Source organism: Pseudomonas sp. TE3895, from assembly GCF_056278855.1.
Map to the genome: position 1 here is coordinate 1163798 of NZ_JBWBQE010000001.1, position 16147 is coordinate 1179944.

Here is a 16147-nt window from a genome sequence, read left to right on the forward strand (position 1 = left end):
GGGCCGGCGGCGTCTAATCGCTAGGGTCTATGCCTTGATAGACCGCGTCGATTGGTCGCGCAGGGCGGGAGTGGTAAAGCTGGCCTAGACTCCTGTGTCCAAGGTTTCGTCAACAAGGAGAGCGCAATGAGCCTGTTCAGTTTCGTGAAGGAAGCCGGCGAGAAGTTGATCGACCTGCTGACCCCTGGCAACGCCAATGCCGAAGAGCAGCTTAAGAAACACGTGGAAGCTGTTGGCCTGGGCAACCCCAACATCACGGCCACTGTAGAAGGAGACAAGATCATCCTCAAGGGTGAAGTGGCCAGCCAGGAAGAGAAGGAGAAGATCATCCTGGCGGCGGGCAACATCAGCGGCGTGGCCAGTGTCGAGGACCAGATCACCGTGACCGGGCCGGTAGTCCAGGCGGCAAGGTTCGTCACTGTGAAATCGGGCGACACACTTTCAGCCATTGCCGTGGTCGTGTATGGCAGTGCCAACCAGTACAACAAGATTTTCGAGGCCAACAAGCCGATGCTCAAGCACCCGGACAAGATCTATCCGGGGCAGGTGCTGCGTATTCCTGACTGATCGCTGAAGTCTGTGCCGGCCTCTTCGCAGGCATGCCCGCTCCCACAGGTTGAGCGCCCTCTCACGGCTGGCGCAGTATCTGTAGGAGCGGGTTCACCCGCGAAGAGGGCCTCATAGGCCTACCAGTAACTCCCGGTAATCCTCGACCGCCGCAAACTCTTCAGTATCCCGCGGCCCTGCTTTGCTATCTGGCTGGCGCACCGCCAGCAAGTGCCCCACACCAAACCGCCGCGCACTGCGCAGAATCGCCAGCGTGTCATCAATGAACAGGCTGCGTTCTGGTTCGAAGCCGATATCCGCCTGCAGGGCATCCCAGAACTGCGGGCTTTCCTTCGGGTAGCCATAGTCGTGCGAGCTGATCAGCCGCTCGAAGTACGGTGCCAGCTCCACCCGTTCCAGCTTCAGCGACAGCGAGTCACGGTGGGCATTGGTGATCATCACGACACGCTTGCCGGCCTGGCGAATCGCCGCCAGGAAGGTATCGGCATCCGGGCGCAGGGCAATCAGGTCGGCAATTTCCCGCTTCAGCTCGCGAATGGGCAGGCGTAGCTCGCGGCTCCAGAAATCCAGGCAGTACCAGTTCAATGTGCCGGCATTGCGTTCGAACAGCGGTTGCAGCTCCATTTCCGCCATGGCCCGGCTAACACCGTGCAGCTCGGCATAGCGCTGGGGCAGGTGGTCCAGCCAGAAGCGGTTGTCGTAATGCAGGTCGAGCAGGGTGCCATCCATGTCCAGCAGGACGGTATCGATGGCAGACCAGGGAAGAACAGGCATGGGAAACTCTCGATCAGTCGGCAAGCCACGGTATAGTAACCCGTTCACGCCAAGGAGCCGCCCCATGCGCCAGAAACCCACCGTACTCAGCCGCGAAATTGTCGCCAGTAGCCGCCTGTTCCGCGTCGAAGCCGTACAGCTGCGCTTCAGCAATGGCGCCGAGCGCACCTATGAGCGCCTGGTGGGCCGGGGTAACGGCTACGGCGCGGTGATGATCGTGGCCATGCTCGATGCCGAGCACGCCGTGCTGGTGGAGGAATACTGCGGTGGCTCCGATGAATACGAGCTGTCGTTGCCCAAGGGCCTGATTGAGCCGGGCGAAGACGTGCTGGCGGCAGCCGACCGGGAGCTCAAGGAAGAAGCCGGTTTTGGCGCACGCCAGCTGGAGCACCTGACGGAACTGTCGCTGTCGCCGGGCTACATGAGCCAGAAGATTCAGGTGGTGCTGGCCAGCGACCTGTACGAAGAGCGCCTGGAAGGCGACGAGCCCGAGCCGATGCGGGTCGACAAGGTCAACCTGCGTGAGTTGTCGGCCTTGGCCATGCATCCGCAGTTCACCGAGGGCCGCGCCCTGGCGGCGCTGTACCTGGCCCGTGACCTGCTGATTCAGCGGGGGCTGCTGGAGCTATGAACGACCTGCAACTGATGCACGAAGTGGTCAAGCTGGCGCTGACGGCAGGCGAGGCGATCCTGCCATTCTGGCGCGCCGATGTCGCGGTAACCAACAAGGCCGACGATTCGCCGGTTACCGCCGCCGACCTGGCCGCGCACCGGGTAATTGCCGATGGTCTGCTGGCGCTGGCGCCGCAGATTCCGGTGCTGTCCGAAGAGGACTGCAATATTGCGCTGGCCGAGCGGCAAAGCTGGAGCCGCTGGTGGCTGGTCGATCCGCTGGATGGCACCAAGGAATTCATTGCCGGCAGTGAAGAGTTCACGGTCAACATCGCCCTGATCGAGAACGGCGAGGTGGTGTTTGGCGTGGTGTCGATGCCCACCAATGGGCGCTGCTATTTTGGTGGGCGCGGCATGGGGGCCTGGCGTGCAGATGCCGGTGAGGCAGCCCAGCTGATCCAAGTACGCAACGCACCCGCGCAGGGCGAGCGTTTTACCGTGGTGGCCAGCCGTCGGCATTCCAGCCCGGAGCAGGAAGCGCTGTTGGCCGGCCTTGGGGCTGCGGTGGGCGAGCTGGAGCTGGCCAATATCGGCAGCTCGTTGAAGTTCTGCCTGCTGGCCGAGGGCAGCGCCGATTGTTATCCGCGCCTGGCGCCGACTTCGCAGTGGGACACTGCTGCGGCGCAGGGTGTGGTGGAGGGGGCCGGTGGCGAAGTGATCGGGCTGGATGGCTTGCCCTTCCGGTATCCGCCACGCGAGTCGCTGCTCAATCCGCATTTCCTGGCATTGCCTGCCAATGCTGCATGGCGCCAGGCCTTCCTGAACCTCATCTAACTGCCTGGCACGATCCTGTGGGAGCGGCCTTGCGGCCCTATCGCGACGCAAGGCCGCTCCCACAAAGGCCGCGTTAGTCGTACTAGCGGTGCAGAACGTACTGGCCGCTGAATTTCACTGCAGGCTCGTCACTTCCGGCATTGCTCACGGTGGTTTCCAACGTCAACCGCGCCCGCCCACGGCGCTGGTACAGGGTCAGGAACCGCTCCCAGGTTTTCTCGTCCGGCGCCGCACAACGCGCCACTGCCGTGCCGGTCACTGGCAACGGGTAGCTGATCTGCCCTTCCTGGATGACGATATGCCCGTCATCGATCCCCAGTTCACGCAGGCGTAGGTGCAGCCAGCCCCAACCCACCAGCACTGCTGCGCAGTACAGGCTGCCGCCGAACATGGTGCTTTTGTGATTGACGTTGGCCGCCAGCGGCAGCTGCAGGCGCAGGGTGTGCTGCTGCCAATCGATCACTTCCAGGCCCATCTCGCGTGTCAGGGGGATGTCGCTGTGCAGTACGGACTGCAGGTACTGGCTATTGGTGCTCATTAACGGTTGTCCTCTTGATCGTCATGCCCGCCGCTGCCGCCGTCGAAGTTCAAGCCATGCTTGCGCAGCTTGTCATGCAGGGTTTTGCGGGGGATACCCAGTGCTTCGGCCAGGCTCCGCATGGAGCCGTGTGGCTGGGCCAGTTCGGCGGCGATCAGCGAACGTTCGAACTGCTCGACCTGTTCGCTGAGGTTGCCGCTGAGCATGGGCGCTGCCGGCGCTGCTGCCGAGGGTGCCTGGCCATCCAGTGCCAGTTCCAGGCCAAGGGCGAAACGCTCGGCGGCGTTCTGTAGCTCGCGGACGTTGCCTGGCCAGTCATGACGCAGCAGCAGGGCGCGTTGCGCGGGTTGCAGCGCATGCGGCGACAGGCCATGACGTTGGCTGGCAGCATCGGCGAAATGCTGGAACAACACCAATATGTCGTCGCCGCGTTCACGCAGTGGCGGAATACGCAGCGGCGCCACGTTCAGGCGGTAATACAGGTCCGCGCGGAAACGCCCTTGGTCGGCAGCCTGACGCAGGTCTTCCTTGGTGGCGGCTATGATGCGGATGTCCAGCGGGATCAACTGGTTGCCGCCCAGGCGTTCGACCACCCGCTCCTGCAGCATGCGCAGTAGCTTCACCTGTACATCCAGGCTCATGCTCTCGATTTCGTCGAGGAACAGCGTGCCGCCGTTGGCAAATTCGAACTTGCCGATACGGCGTTTCTGCGCGCCGGTGAACGCACCGGGCTCGTGGCCGAACAGTTCGCTTTCGACCACCGACTCGGCCAGCGCGCCGGCGTTGATCGCCACGAACGGCCCTTCGCTGCGGCTGGACAGGTCGTGCAGCGCGCGGGCCACCACCTCTTTGCCAGCGCCCGTCTCACCCAGAATCAACACGTCGGCGCGGGTGCCGGCCAAGGCGCCGATCTGCTCGCGCAGGCGCAGCATGGCCGGTGAATGGCCGACCAGGCGGGTTGCCAGTTGCTGGCGGTCGCTCAGTGCCAGGCGCAGGCTACGGTTGTCCAGCACCAGTCGGCGCAAGGCCAGGGCGCGGCGTACGCTGTCGAGCAGGGCGTCTGTGGCAAAGGGTTTTTCCAGGAAGTCATAAGCCCCGGCACGCATCGCCTGCACCGCCAGCGGCACATCGCCATGGCCGGTTATCAGCAGCACCGGCAGTTCGCTGTCGCGGCCGTGCAGTTGTTCCAGCAACTGCAGGCCATCGATGCCCGGCATGCGGATGTCGCTGACCACCACGCCTGGCCAGTCGGCCTCGATACGTTCGGCCAGGCCTTGGGCTTCGGGCAGGGCGACTACCTTGAGCCCGGCCAGGTCCAGGGTCTGGCTCAAGGCTTGGCGCAGGTGGGGGTCATCGTCGACCAGGATGACCTGGGCTCGGCTGTCGATCAGTGTCTCGGTGGTCATGCCGAGGGGTCCTCCGAATTGGGCAAAGTAGCGCCAGATGCGGCCACACGCAGCTGGAGGGTCAGCATTGCACCACCTTCCGGGTGGTTGGCCAGCAGCAGTTCACCGCCCAGGGCGCGCATCAGGCTTTCACAGATGGCCAGCCCCAGGCCCAAGCCCTGGGTACGGGTCTTGGTGGTGAAGAACGGCTCCTTGGCGTGCTCCAGGGCCTGGCGGCTGAAGCCGGGGCCGTTGTCACGGATGTACAGGTAGACGCAGTCATCACGCTGCTCGGCACTTAGCCACAGGCGGCGCGGGTTGGCTTTTTCGGTCAGGGCGTCGAGGGCATTGGCCAGCAGGTTGCCTAGCACCTGGCGCAGGCGGGTTTCGCCGGCCTGTACCCACAAGGTGGCTTCCGGCAGGTCGCGGATCAGCTCTACGGCCATCGCCCGGCGGCGCTTGGCCAGCAGCGCCAGGGCATCGTCCAGGGCCGGCTGCAGGGCAACGCTCTCCGGGGCATGGCGGTCACGACGTGCGAAGGCACGCAGGTGGGCAATGATCGAGGCCATGCGCCCGGTCAGCTCGCCGATCAGCTTGAGGTTGCCGCGGGCGTCTTCGGTACGTTGGTGGTCGAGCAGGATCTCGGCGTTTTCTGCGTAGCTGCGGATGGCGGCCAGGGGCTGGTTCAACTCATGGCTGATACTGGCCGACATGGTGCCGAGCACCGACAGCTTGCCGGCCTGCACCAGTTCGTCCTGCGCACGCACTGCCTCCTGCTGAGCGTTTTCGCGCTCCAGCACGGCATTTTTCAGGCGGGTATTCAGGCCTTCAAGGTCGGCGGTGCGTTCGGCCACGCGCTTTTCCAGTTCCTGGCGGCCACGGGCTTCGAAGTCGATGCGGTCGATGTAATGGCGCCGCCGTTGCATCACCAAGCCTGCCAGTAATATCAGTACCAGCAGCGTTCCGGCACCGATGGCCATTACCGTCTGCACCGAGCGATCAACCAGCGTGCGTGGGGCGAGGATGCTGACTTGCCAGCCAGTTTCCTTGATGTCGCGGGTCTGGGTGATCCAGGCCTGCGGGTTGAGAACCAGCGGCTGTGGGGCCTGGGTCGGATAGGGCTGGATGGCGATAATGGCCTGGCGCTCGGCGTCGGTCAGCGTGCGGGTAGCACGGAAGCGCCAGTCGGGCCGCGAAGTCAGGATGACCACGCCATTGTGATCGGTCAGCAACAGCTGCTCGGGCGTACGGCCCCACAGGGTTTCGGTGTGGTCGAGATCGACTTTGACCACCAGCACGCCGACGATCCGCTCGCGGTCGCGCACGGCCGCGGCAAAGAAGTAGCCGCGCTTGGCCGAGGTGGTGCCTTGGCCGAAGAAACGGCCCAGGTGGCCAGCCATGGCTTCGTTGAAGTAGGGGCGGAAGGCGAAGTTTCGGCCGACGAAGCTGTCGTGCTTGTCCCAGTTCGAGGCGGCCAAGGTGTTGCCGCTGACGTCCATCAGGTACATCACCTCGGCACCGGTCTGCTGCACGATATCCTTGAGCAGGCGGTTGGCGTTGGTCACCGCTTCCAGGCGGAAAGGGTCGGCCAGCACGCCACGCAGCGCCGGCAAGTCGCCGAGAATTTGCGGCAAGGTCTCGTAGCGGTGCAGGGTGCCGAGCAGGTTGGCCACATACAGGTCGAGGGTCTGGCGGTTCTGCGAGGCCAGTTCTTCCTGGTAATAGCGTTCGGCCAAGTGATGCAGGGGCCACAGTAATGGGGCCAAGATCAGCGCCAGCAGGGCCAGGCTGCGCCAGCGGGGACGGCGTGGGGGCGTGGGCTTTGCAATCATCAGGTAAATGCGCCAGAAAAGTCTGACGCAATTATGCGCTAGTTAAGGCAGCAGTTCCGCCTCTGCCAATGGCAGGCCCACCTTGTCCTTGTCCGACAACAGCGGAGGCTGCTGCAGCCCCCAGTCGATGGCCAGTTGCGGGTCATCCCAGCGGATGCAGCGGTCGGCGCCCGGGTTGTAGTAGTCGGTGGTCTTGTAGAGGAACTCGGCCGATTCACTCATCACCGCAAACCCGTGGGCGAAGCCAGGCGGAATCCACAGCTGGCGATGGTTGTCGGCCGACAGGTGCACCGCGACCCATTTGCCGAATGTTGGCGAGCTTTTGCGCACGTCCACGGCGATATCGCGGATCTCCCCGTGCACCACGCGCACCAGCTTGCCCTGGGTGTTTGCCACCTGGTAGTGCAGCCCACGGAGCACGCCCTTGATGGAGCGCGAGTGGTTGTCCTGGACGAACTCCATCTTCACGCCGGTTTGCTTTGAGAACTCACGGGCGTTGAATGCCTCGAAGAAAAAACCACGGCTGTCAGCGAACACCTTTGGCTCGATGATCAGTACTTCAGGGATTGCTGTAGGGATGATGTTCATAGCGGCTCGCTGGTCCGTCGTTCAAGTATTGACACTAGTCGGCCTTGCCGAAATTTTCCGCGCGTAGCTGTAACAGGATGCATAAGGTGTGGCTATGGTGGACGGCAGGCCGTTCCTTTCAACAGACCAGCTCTGATATGTGTCGATTGTTATCGATTTAAATTCGCCGAGTGGCGCGGCATTCTTCGATTTTCAGGCTTCAATTATCGATATATATCGGTTATAAATTGACAAACGCCCCAGCACACCCGGCTCAGGGCCATCACAGAGGTCACCCATGAAAACCCTCAACTCCACGCCCCGTGCCGATGGTTTCCACATGCCCGCCGAGTGGGCCCCGCAGACTCAGGTGTGGATGGTCTGGCCGGAGCGCCCGGACAACTGGCGCCTGGGCGGCAAGCCGGCGCAGGCTGCCCACGTAACCCTGGCCAAAGCCATTGCCCGCTTCGAACCTGTGACCGTTGCGGCCTCCGCCGGCCAGTACGAAAACGCCCGGCGCCAACTCGACCAGCCGAACATTCGTGTGGTTGAAATCAGCAACGACGATGCCTGGGTGCGTGACACCGGCCCTACCTTCGTCATCAACGACCATGGCGAAGTGCGCGGCGTAGATTGGGGCTTCAATGCCTGGGGCGGCTTCGATGGCGGCCTGTACGCACCCTGGAACCGCGACGAGGAACTGGCCGCCAAGGTGCTGGAAATGGAGCGCTGCCAGCGCTACCAGACCGAAGGTTTTGTGCTTGAAGGTGGTTCGATCCACGTAGACGGTGAAGGCACCGTGATCACCACTGAGGAATGCCTGCTCAACCGCAACCGCAACCCGCACCTGAGCCGCGAGCAGATCGAAGCGGTGCTGCGCGATCACTTGGCGGTCGACACCGTGGTATGGCTGCCCGATGGCCTGTACAACGACGAAACCGACGGCCACGTCGACAACTTCTGCTGTTACGTGCGCCCGGGCGAAGTGTTACTGGCCTGGACCGATGATTCCAACGACCCCAACTATGCGCGCTGCCACGCGGCCATGGATGTGCTGAAGAACACCCGCGACGCCAAGGGCCGCGAGTTCATCGTGCACAAGATGCCGATCCCGGGCCCGCTGTTCGCCACTGCCGAAGAGTGCGCCGGTGTCGACCAGGTCGCCGGCAGCCAGGAGCGTGACCCGTCGGTGCGCCTGGCGGGTTCGTACGTGAACTTCCTGATCGTCAACGGTGGCATCATTGCCCCAAGCTTCGACGACCCGGCAGATGCCGAAGCCAGAGCGATCCTGGCAAGGATCTTCCCCGACCATGAGGTGGTGATGATCCCGGGCCGCGAGCTGCTCTTGGGTGGCGGCAACATTCACTGCCTGACCCAACAGCAGCCGGCGCCGGTCAAGCGCTGAGCGCGTAATGAATGAAGAGGCCCGTCATGTGATGGGCCTCTTTTCTGCGCGGGCGACGCCCGGAGGCCGAGCTGGCATACGTTTTGTATTGTTTTTCAAGCAGATAGCGAGATGGCACGGTCAGGCCGCGCCTCTGATCTGTAACAATACCTACGTAAATTAGCCGCTCACGGGCCAGGGAGTACGTGTGGACATGAACGCAGCAAGTGAGTCGGCTTTGCGCCCATCGGCAGTTGATCGCCAATCGCTCAGGCTTTTGGCGAAGCGGTTGAAACACCATGGAAGCATCAGGGTCAGGACGACCGACTCGACCGACCCACGACGTCTGCTTGCCGGGCGATACCCCCAAGGGTTGATCAGCGAAGCAGAGATGCAGGCGCTGATGGCGGTGTGGCACTGATCGATTGCACCTGTACCTGCCTCTTCGCGGGCATGCTCGCGAAGAGGCAGGTACAGGCAACTAAGATCAGAAACTGTAGCTACCCGTCACCACAAGGCTACGCGGATCGCCCACCTGGATCTGCGCCGCACTGGTCGCCGAGCTGTAGTAGGTCTTGTCAGCAATGTTGCTCAATGCCGCCCGCACATCCCAGTCATGGGTCCGATACCCCGCCAGTGCATCCCAACGGCCATACCCTGGCAATACCGTGGTGTTCTGGTTGTCCGCATAACGTTCGCCCACCAGTGTCAGCCCGGTTTCGGCGTACCACCCCAATTCTGGCTTCCAGGTCACGAACAGGCTGCCATTGCGCTTGGCCACGTCATTGATGCGGTTGCCTTCCTGGCCGTTATTGTCCTTGACGATGATCGCATCCTGCAGGCCAATGCCGCCGCGTACATACCAGTTGCCGACGATGTTGCCGGTGGCCGTCAGTTCGATGCCGCGCGAACGCTGCATGCCGCTGAGCAAGATGATGTTCGGGTCGTTCGGGTCGCGGGTGCGGCGGTTGTAAAGTTCCAGCTCGTAGATGGCCAGGGTGGTGGTCAGGCGCTGGTCGAGCCAGTCACTTTTCACCCCGATTTCCTTCTGCCGGGTCTGCTCCGGACGGGTGTCGTTGGTATTGCCCGGCGCCCCCGGGGTGATGCCGATCAAGCCTCCGCCCACTGGCGAGAAGGTCTTGCTCCACGAGGCGTAGAACGAATGGTCGCGCCATGGCGTGTAAACCACGCCCAGGCGTGGGCTGGTGCTGTTGCTGTCCTGCGGTTCGCGCAAGCCATCCTTGTTGGTGGTTTCCACTTCGAACTGGTCAAAGCGCACGCCGGCGAGAACCTGCCACTGATCGTTCAGGCGAATCTGGTCCTGCAGATAAACCCCGCGGCTGTCGACCACGGTGTGGTTGTTGCTCGATACCGCCAACGTACCATTGTGCGGCTGGCTGGGTTTGCCCAGGCCTGGCAGGTTCTGGCTGCCGGCGCTGTATAGCAGCGGGTCGCGCCGCTGGTTGCCGAACTCCAGGCCCAGCAGCAGCTTGTGTTCAAGGCCCAAGGTGTCGAAGTCGCCCTCGGCCTCCAGGTTGTTGAACAGGTTGCGGGTGTTCAGGTCCTGCTGCCAGCGTTGGCGGGTCAAGGTATTGGTGCCGGCGTTGTAGCCCGTGACATAGGTGTTGTCGAACTCGCTGTCGAGTTTGAACAGGCCCAGGGTGTGGCGCAGCTGCCAGGTTTCGTTCAACTGGTAGTTCAGGCGCGAGCGCAGCGATTGGGCGCGGTCGTCAATGTAGTCGCGATGGTCGCCGTAGGTGGCGCTGCGGCTGACGTCTGCCGGGCGGCCGTTGACGCTCGGGATGCCGCGGTCTGGTGTGCGGTTGTAGCGGCTGTATTCATACTGCACCAGCCAGTTCAGGTCGGGGGTGATCTGCCAGCTGATCGATGGGGCGAACAGTTGGCGGCTGCCGTCGATACCATCGCGAAAGCTGTTGTTGTCCTGGTTGCCCATGTTCAGGCGCAGGCTGACCGTGTCGCTGGGGTCTGCGCTGAGGTCGGCATACAGGCTGCGCAGGTCTTCGCTGCCGGCCTGCGCTTCGATGGTCGAGCGGCGACCCGGCTCTGGTGCCTTGCTGACCCTGTTGACGATGCCGCCCTGGCTGCCACGGCCATACAGTACCGCTGCAGGCCCCTTCAGCACTTCGACCCGCTCGATGTTGTGCAGGTCGCGGATGTATTGGCTGTCGTCGCGGATACCGTCCAGATAAAAGTCGTTGCTGGCCTCGAAGCCGCGGATGCGTACGCTGTCAAAACGGGTGTCGGCGCCGCTGCTGACGTTTGGGATACCCTCCAGCGCCTTGCCCAGCGTGTTGCTGCCGTAATCCAGCACATTGGCGGTTTTCACCGTATCGATGGCCTGCGGCACATAACGCACGGGCGTCGAGGTGCGGGTTGCGGTGCTCACCTCCTTGACCCGCGGGTTGTCCTTCTCGCGCTCGCTGTCGGCGGTAACCGACGACTCCGGCAGTGTGGTGGTGGCGGCGCTGGCCAGGCTGGCGCTGAACAGCAGCGACAGGCCGAGCGTCAGGGGTGAAAGGCGGCAGGGTACAAGCATGGGCACATCCGGAGCGGGCAGTTGAAAATAAAGTGCGGATGGTAATGCTTGTTATTTGCTCTTGCTCGGCTATTTGTAAAGGGTTGTCTTTACATATGTGTCAGTTTGTAACTGCCTCTAAGGCCACGCTTTGCCTACTTTCAGGAAATTGTCCGCTCGATCAAAAGGCAATTTCCTACACAAGATAAATTGCCCGCTGATAGCGCAAACCTGCATGGAAATGCACCAGACAGGCCGGTAATTTCGGTTATATCAACCTGCATTTCACGACTTTTTGACATTTGTAATCGCACACGGCTAGGATTCGGCCAACGCCAGCTGGCCATGGTATTGGCCAAGCTGCTGCCAAGGGCCGCCGTGAACTTACCGGTCGGCCCGCCCGGCTGGATCCGCATAGCGTCGAACCTACGAAGGGGCGTTGGTTCCTGGCGTCATATTGCAGAGCGTTTTTGATTAAGAAATAAGGAAAACAACATGTTGAAAACCAGGATCAGCCTGGTCGCCCTGGCGATGATCGCCGCGACCCAGGCTCAGGCCAATGACCAGGCTGACAGCAAGGGCTTCATCGAGGACAGTCACGCCAACGTCCTTCTGCGCAACGCCTACATCAACCGCGACAAGAAGCATGGCACCGACGACCAGATCGAATGGGGCCAGGCGTTCATCGCCAACTTCTCCTCCGGTTTCACCCAGGGCACCGTTGGCGTCGGTGTTGACGCATTCGGCCTGTACGCCGTGCGCCTGGATGGCGGCAAAGGCCACAACGGTGGTGGCGGCGTCGACTTCTTCAAACCGCACGAAACCACCAATGCCGAAGGCAACGCCAGCTCGCCGCACAACCTGGCGCGTGGTGGTGCTGCTGTGAAGTTCCGCATTTCCAACACCGTGCTGAAGTACGGTGACCAGATGCCAGCACTGCCAGTGCTGCAGTACGACGATGCACGTCTGCTGCCAGAAAGCTTCACCGGCACCCTGATCACCTCCAAAGAGATCCAGGGCCTGGAACTGAACGCCGGCCGCTTCACCCAGGAAGCGCGCAAGAGCGCCGAGCGCCGTGATGGTGGTGGCCTGAAGTCGATCAACGTCTTAGGTGGCAGCTACAAGTTCACCGACAACTTCACCGCTTCGCTGTACACCGCCGACAACGAAGATGTGATGAAGAAGCACTACCTGGGCTTGAACTACGTCTTCCCGATCGCCAGCGACCAGTCCCTGACCCTGGACTTCAACGGCTACAAGTCGGACATCAACAACAAGTACGTAAAAGCCGCAGGCCTGAACGGCGACTCCAACACCATCTGGAGCCTTGCAGCCACCTACGCGTACGGTGCGCACTCGTTCACCCTCGCTCACCAGCGCAGCACCGGCAGCACTGGCTACAACTACGGCTTCTACCAGAACGCCGGCGGCGTGGGTGACGGTGGTTCCACCATCTACCTGGCCAACTCGTACTGGTCCGACTTCAACGCCGAAGACGAGCGCTCCTGGCAGCTGGGCTACGGCCTGGACTTCGGTGCCTACGGCATTCCGGGCCTGACCTACAAGCTGGCTTACGTGGTGGGTGACAACATCAACACCCGTAACGTCGCCAACCCGCAAGGCTTCGGCGAAGGTAAAGAGCGCGAGATCTTCAACCAGATCCGTTACGTGGTGCAGGATGGCCCGGCCAAGGACCTGTCGATCAAACTGCGTAGCTCGTTCTTGCGTACCAACAACGCCGTGCAGCAGAACGGTTACAACGACGACGGCAACGAAGTCCGCGTATTCGTCGAGTACCCGATCAGCATCTTCTGATTCTGATCTGATGTATCGAACAGCCCCGGCCTATGCCGGGGCTGTCTCTTTTCGGCGAACGGTTACTGGTTGAGCCGGCGCTGGGCTTACGGTCTCCGGCGCAAAACTGTCGCTACGCGCCATCCGCCACATCCGCGCATAAAACTCGCTTTCGATCGAGCCACTGAGTAATTCGCCCGGCTTGAGGAATGTGTGCAAGTCCGAAAACAACCCGATTTCGCTGGGGCTGATGCGCCGTGCCAGGTGCTTGGGCTTGAGCTCCGAAGGGTGCTCCAGGCCTGCGGCAGCCAACATCTCGGCCAGTGCGTGCAGTGTGTTGCGGTGGAAGCTGGCCACCCGCTCGGCCTTGTCTGGCACCACCAGGGCGCGCTGGCGCAGAGGATCTTGGGTCGCCACGCCGGTCGGGCATTTGTTGGTGTGGCAGCTCTGCGACTGAATGCAGCCAATGGCAAACATGAAGCCGCGTGCCGAGTTGACCCAGTCAGCGCCGATGGCCAATACGCTGGCAATGTCGAAGGCGCTGACGATCTTGCCCGCCGCACCAATGCGGATGCTGGAGCGCAGGTTCAGGCCGACCAACGTGTTGTGCACGAACATCAGGCCTTCGCGCATTGGCACGCCCATGTTGTCGCTGAACTCGCGAGGTGCCGCGCCGGTGCCGCCTTCCTTGCCGTCGACAACGATGAAGTCAGGGGTGATGCCGGTGGCGAGCATGGCCTTGGCAATGCCCATGAATTCCCAAGGGTGGCCCAGGCAGAACTTGAAGCCAACGGGCTTGCCGCCCGAAAGCTCGCGCAGGCCGGCTACGAACTGCAGCAGCTCGACCGGTGTGCGGAAGGCGCTGTGCGCCGCCGGCGAGATGCAATCCTCGCCTACACGTACGCCACGGGTCTCGGCAATTTCGGGGCTGACCTTGTGCCCCGGTAAAATGCCGCCGTGGCCAGGCTTGGCGCCCTGGCTGAGCTTGATCTCGATCATCTTCACCTGTGCCGAGCGGGCCTGTTCGGCGAAGCGCTGTGGGTCGAAACGACCGTCCTCGGTGCGGCAGCCGAAGTAGCCGCTGCCAATTTCCCAGATCAGGTCGCCGCCGTGTTCACGGTGGTACGGGCTGATACTGCCTTCGCCGGTGTCATGGGCAAACCGGCCCATGCGCGCGCCGCGGTTGAGCGCAGCGATGGCGTTGGCGCTGAGGGCGCCGAAACTCATCGCCGAGATGTTGAAGATCGAGGCCGAGTAGGGCATTCGGCACTGCGGCCCGCCGATGGCAATGCGGAACGAGGCAGGGTCTGGCGTGGCCACCGGTAGCATGGAATGGCTGATGAACTCGAAACCAGGTTTGTAGGCGTCGTTGAGCGTGCCGAACGCTTTCTCGGCGCTTTCGTTCTTGGCGCGGGCGTAGACCAGCGAGCGTTGCGAGCGGGAGAACGGCAGCTTGTCGTCGTCACCTTCGATCAGGTACTGGCGGATTTCCGGGCGGATGGTTTCGATCAGGTAACGGATATTGCCCAGGATCGGGTAGTTGCGTCGCACCGCATGGTGGCTTTGGCGCAGGTCATTCAGGCCGACCAGGCTGAGCAGCGCGGTGATCAGCGTTACCGGCCACAGCCAGGCATGTTGGGCCAGCAGGGGCAGGCTGGCGAAAGTGAAGACAAGGCAGAGTACGAGGCAGGCGTAGCGGCTGGGAAGAGAGTGTTTCATGGGTCCATCGCAGGCAGGATGACCGGGCATAGGATAGGCAAACGCAGGGGACGGAAAACCTGGGTAATCGGTAAAAGACTGTTACCTGATTGCGAATTCCCAGGCCTGCGCAGCCCTATGTTGTGGGCCTTGTGTCGCGATGGGCTGCGCAGCTGCCCCAGATATTGGTGTCACGGCACTAATCGTCGGGGCTGCTGCACAGCCCATCGCGACACAAGGCTCCCACAGAAGATCGCGTTAGCCAGGCAGCAGTATGCTGACCCGCAACCCACCGCTCTCACGGTTAGACAGCATCAGCTCACCCCCATGGCTGGTGGCGATCCGCTGGGCAATGCTCAACCCCAACCCATATCCGCCGGACGCCTGGTTACGCGACCCGTCACCGCGCACGAAGGGGTCGGTAATGGTCGCCAGCAGGCCCGGGGCAATCCCTGGCCCGCAGTCGTCGATATGGATCAATACACCTGTGGTGGCCCGTTCCAACGTGACCGAAATGTTCTTGGCGTAGCGCAACGCGTTGACCAACAAGTTTTGCAGGCAGCGCTGCAACAGCAAGGCATCTACCAGCAAGTTGCCCGCCTTGCCGTGCACCGGAAGTGGTTCTGCGGCAGTGGCCAGGTCCGCACACTGGCGCGCAACCAATCGGTCCAGGTCCACCTGCTGCAAATTCTGCTGCTCTCCGGCACGCAGGTAATCCAGAACCTGACCGATCATATTGTCCATCTGCGTGATGTTCTGCCGCAGGCGCTGACGGTGTTCGTCATCGGGTAAGCGCTCCAGTCGCAGGCGCATGCGGGTCAGTGGGGTGCGCAGGTCATGAGACACGGCGGCCAGGAAGTAGGCCTTGTCGTTGACCATGGCAATCAGCCGCTGCTGCATCGCGTTGAACGCCTGCGCCGCCTGGCGCACTTCCTCTGGGCCATCCAGCGCCAGGGGAGGCTGCTCGAGGTTGCTGCCCAGGCCGCGTGCGGCATCGGCCAGGCGCCGCAACGGGCGCAGGCACAGGCGCACGGCAACCAGGCATACCAGCAACACCGCGACGATGCGCAGCGCATACACCCGCAGCAGGTAATCGCTGATCAGCACCCAGGCCGACTCGCCGCTCCAGCCCTGCAGTTCCTGGCCCGCAACGGTCAGCCAGTGGCCATCGGCCAGCGGCACCGCGAACTGGATATGCGCCTGGGCCGTGCGCAGGCCGAACAGGCTGCGCCAGACGATCGGCTGGCCCAGTTCGTCGGTGAGTTGCACGTTCATCAGGCGCACGTCCTGGGCATGCCCCAGCTCGTACTTCAGGGCCTGCTGCAACAACAGCTCGACCCGCCTGTGCCCGCGGCGCTCGTCATGCTCTTGCGCAGGCGGGCTTTCGACGCAGTGAAGCTGGTAGTGGGCTGGCGCCTGCAGCGTACCGCCGTGGCAGTCGGCCTGGGTAATCAGGGGTGCGCTGCGTGCAGCAACCAGTCGCACGGGCACCTCTAGCGCCTGAGCGAAACGCACATCGAACCAGATGCTGCTCGACATCAACTGGATCACCAGCGTGCCACTGACCATGATCAGCAGCAGCTGACCAAACAAGGTGCGAGGCCATAGCCGGTGAAACCAGCGCAT

General features: G+C 62.5%; 14 protein-coding genes. 6 read left to right on the forward strand and 8 right to left on the reverse strand.

Translation table 11 applies throughout. The features are described from left to right. Window positions 1–126 precede the first annotated feature (126 nt). On the forward strand, window positions 127–567 hold the full coding sequence (lysM, locus tag ACZ889_RS05120) for a peptidoglycan-binding protein LysM (protein ID WP_004575933.1): 441 nt from the start codon (window positions 127–129) through the stop codon (window positions 565–567). A gap of 111 nt (window positions 568–678) precedes the next feature. Here lysM and yrfG read toward each other — a convergent pair whose 3' ends face one another. Then, window positions 679–1341 (reverse strand): GMP/IMP nucleotidase, encoded by a 663-nt coding sequence (gene yrfG / locus ACZ889_RS05125; protein ID WP_003255795.1) that lies wholly within the window; start codon window positions 1339–1341, stop codon window positions 679–681. A gap of 64 nt (window positions 1342–1405) precedes the next feature. Here yrfG and nudE point away from each other — a divergent pair, with 64 nt between their 5' ends. Both nudE and cysQ read left to right on the forward strand, forming a co-directional pair. After that, window positions 1406–1972 carry an ADP compounds hydrolase NudE gene (gene nudE / locus ACZ889_RS05130; protein WP_180688990.1) on the forward strand — a complete coding sequence of 189 codons (567 nt, stop codon included), beginning with the start codon at window positions 1406–1408 and terminating at the stop codon, window positions 1970–1972. Then, window positions 1969–2787 (forward strand): 3'(2'),5'-bisphosphate nucleotidase CysQ, encoded by an 819-nt coding sequence (cysQ, locus tag ACZ889_RS05135; RefSeq protein ID WP_003255792.1) that lies wholly within the window; start codon window positions 1969–1971, stop codon window positions 2785–2787. Before nudE ends, cysQ begins: the two co-directional genes overlap by 4 nt. An 82-nt stretch (window positions 2788–2869) precedes the next feature. Here the strand turns inward: cysQ and ACZ889_RS05140 are convergent, their stop codons facing one another. Genes ACZ889_RS05140 through rfbC form a run of 4 tightly spaced genes read right to left on the reverse strand, consistent with a single transcriptional unit; the run spans window position 2870 to window position 7130 of the window. After that, window positions 2870–3325 (reverse strand): thioesterase domain-containing protein, encoded by a 456-nt coding sequence (locus ACZ889_RS05140; protein WP_004575932.1) that lies wholly within the window; start codon window positions 3323–3325, stop codon window positions 2870–2872. Next, window positions 3325–4731 carry a sigma-54-dependent transcriptional regulator gene (locus ACZ889_RS05145; RefSeq protein WP_003255789.1) on the reverse strand — a complete coding sequence of 469 codons (1407 nt, stop codon included), beginning with the start codon at window positions 4729–4731 and terminating at the stop codon, window positions 3325–3327. The genes ACZ889_RS05140 and ACZ889_RS05145 overlap by 1 nt, the downstream gene beginning before the upstream one ends. Continuing rightward, window positions 4728–6542, reverse strand: a complete 1815-nt coding sequence (locus tag ACZ889_RS05150) for a sensor histidine kinase (RefSeq protein WP_180688989.1) — start codon at window positions 6540–6542, stop codon at window positions 4728–4730. The genes ACZ889_RS05145 and ACZ889_RS05150 overlap by 4 nt, the downstream gene beginning before the upstream one ends. 42 nt (window positions 6543–6584) lie before the next feature. Continuing rightward, window positions 6585–7130, reverse strand: coding sequence for a dTDP-4-dehydrorhamnose 3,5-epimerase (gene rfbC, locus ACZ889_RS05155; RefSeq protein ID WP_476257216.1), 546 nt, complete (start codon window positions 7128–7130; stop codon window positions 6585–6587). A 277-nt stretch (window positions 7131–7407) separates the two neighbouring features. Between rfbC and aguA the strand changes: the two genes are divergently transcribed. Both aguA and ACZ889_RS05165 read left to right on the forward strand, forming a co-directional pair. Continuing rightward, on the forward strand, window positions 7408–8514 hold the full coding sequence (aguA, locus tag ACZ889_RS05160; RefSeq protein ID WP_019438876.1) for an agmatine deiminase: 1107 nt from the start codon (window positions 7408–7410) through the stop codon (window positions 8512–8514). A gap of 193 nt (window positions 8515–8707) precedes the next feature. Beyond that, window positions 8708–8914: a hypothetical protein gene (locus tag ACZ889_RS05165; protein WP_033726529.1), complete on the forward strand. Its 207-nt coding sequence runs from the start codon at window positions 8708–8710 to the stop codon at window positions 8912–8914. A gap of 66 nt (window positions 8915–8980) precedes the next feature. Here the strand turns inward: ACZ889_RS05165 and ACZ889_RS05170 are convergent, their stop codons facing one another. Next, window positions 8981–11050, reverse strand: coding sequence for a TonB-dependent receptor (locus tag ACZ889_RS05170; protein WP_100774353.1), 2070 nt, complete (start codon window positions 11048–11050; stop codon window positions 8981–8983). A 474-nt stretch (window positions 11051–11524) separates the two neighbouring features. Between ACZ889_RS05170 and ACZ889_RS05175 the strand changes: the two genes are divergently transcribed. Beyond that, entirely contained in the window at window positions 11525–12844 is a 1320-nt protein-coding gene (locus ACZ889_RS05175) for an OprD family porin (RefSeq protein ID WP_003255784.1), read from the forward strand. Between the two features lie 30 nt (window positions 12845–12874). On the opposite strand, the gene ACZ889_RS05180 is transcribed toward ACZ889_RS05175, so the two are convergent. Both ACZ889_RS05180 and ACZ889_RS05185 read right to left on the reverse strand, forming a co-directional pair. Continuing rightward, complete coding sequence (locus tag ACZ889_RS05180; RefSeq protein ID WP_173879228.1) at window positions 12875–14542, reverse strand: FMN-binding glutamate synthase family protein; 1668 nt, start codon at window positions 14540–14542, stop codon at window positions 12875–12877. 237 nt (window positions 14543–14779) lie between these two features. After that, window positions 14780–16147 carry an ATP-binding protein gene (locus ACZ889_RS05185; RefSeq protein WP_476257217.1) on the reverse strand — a complete coding sequence of 456 codons (1368 nt, stop codon included), beginning with the start codon at window positions 16145–16147 and terminating at the stop codon, window positions 14780–14782.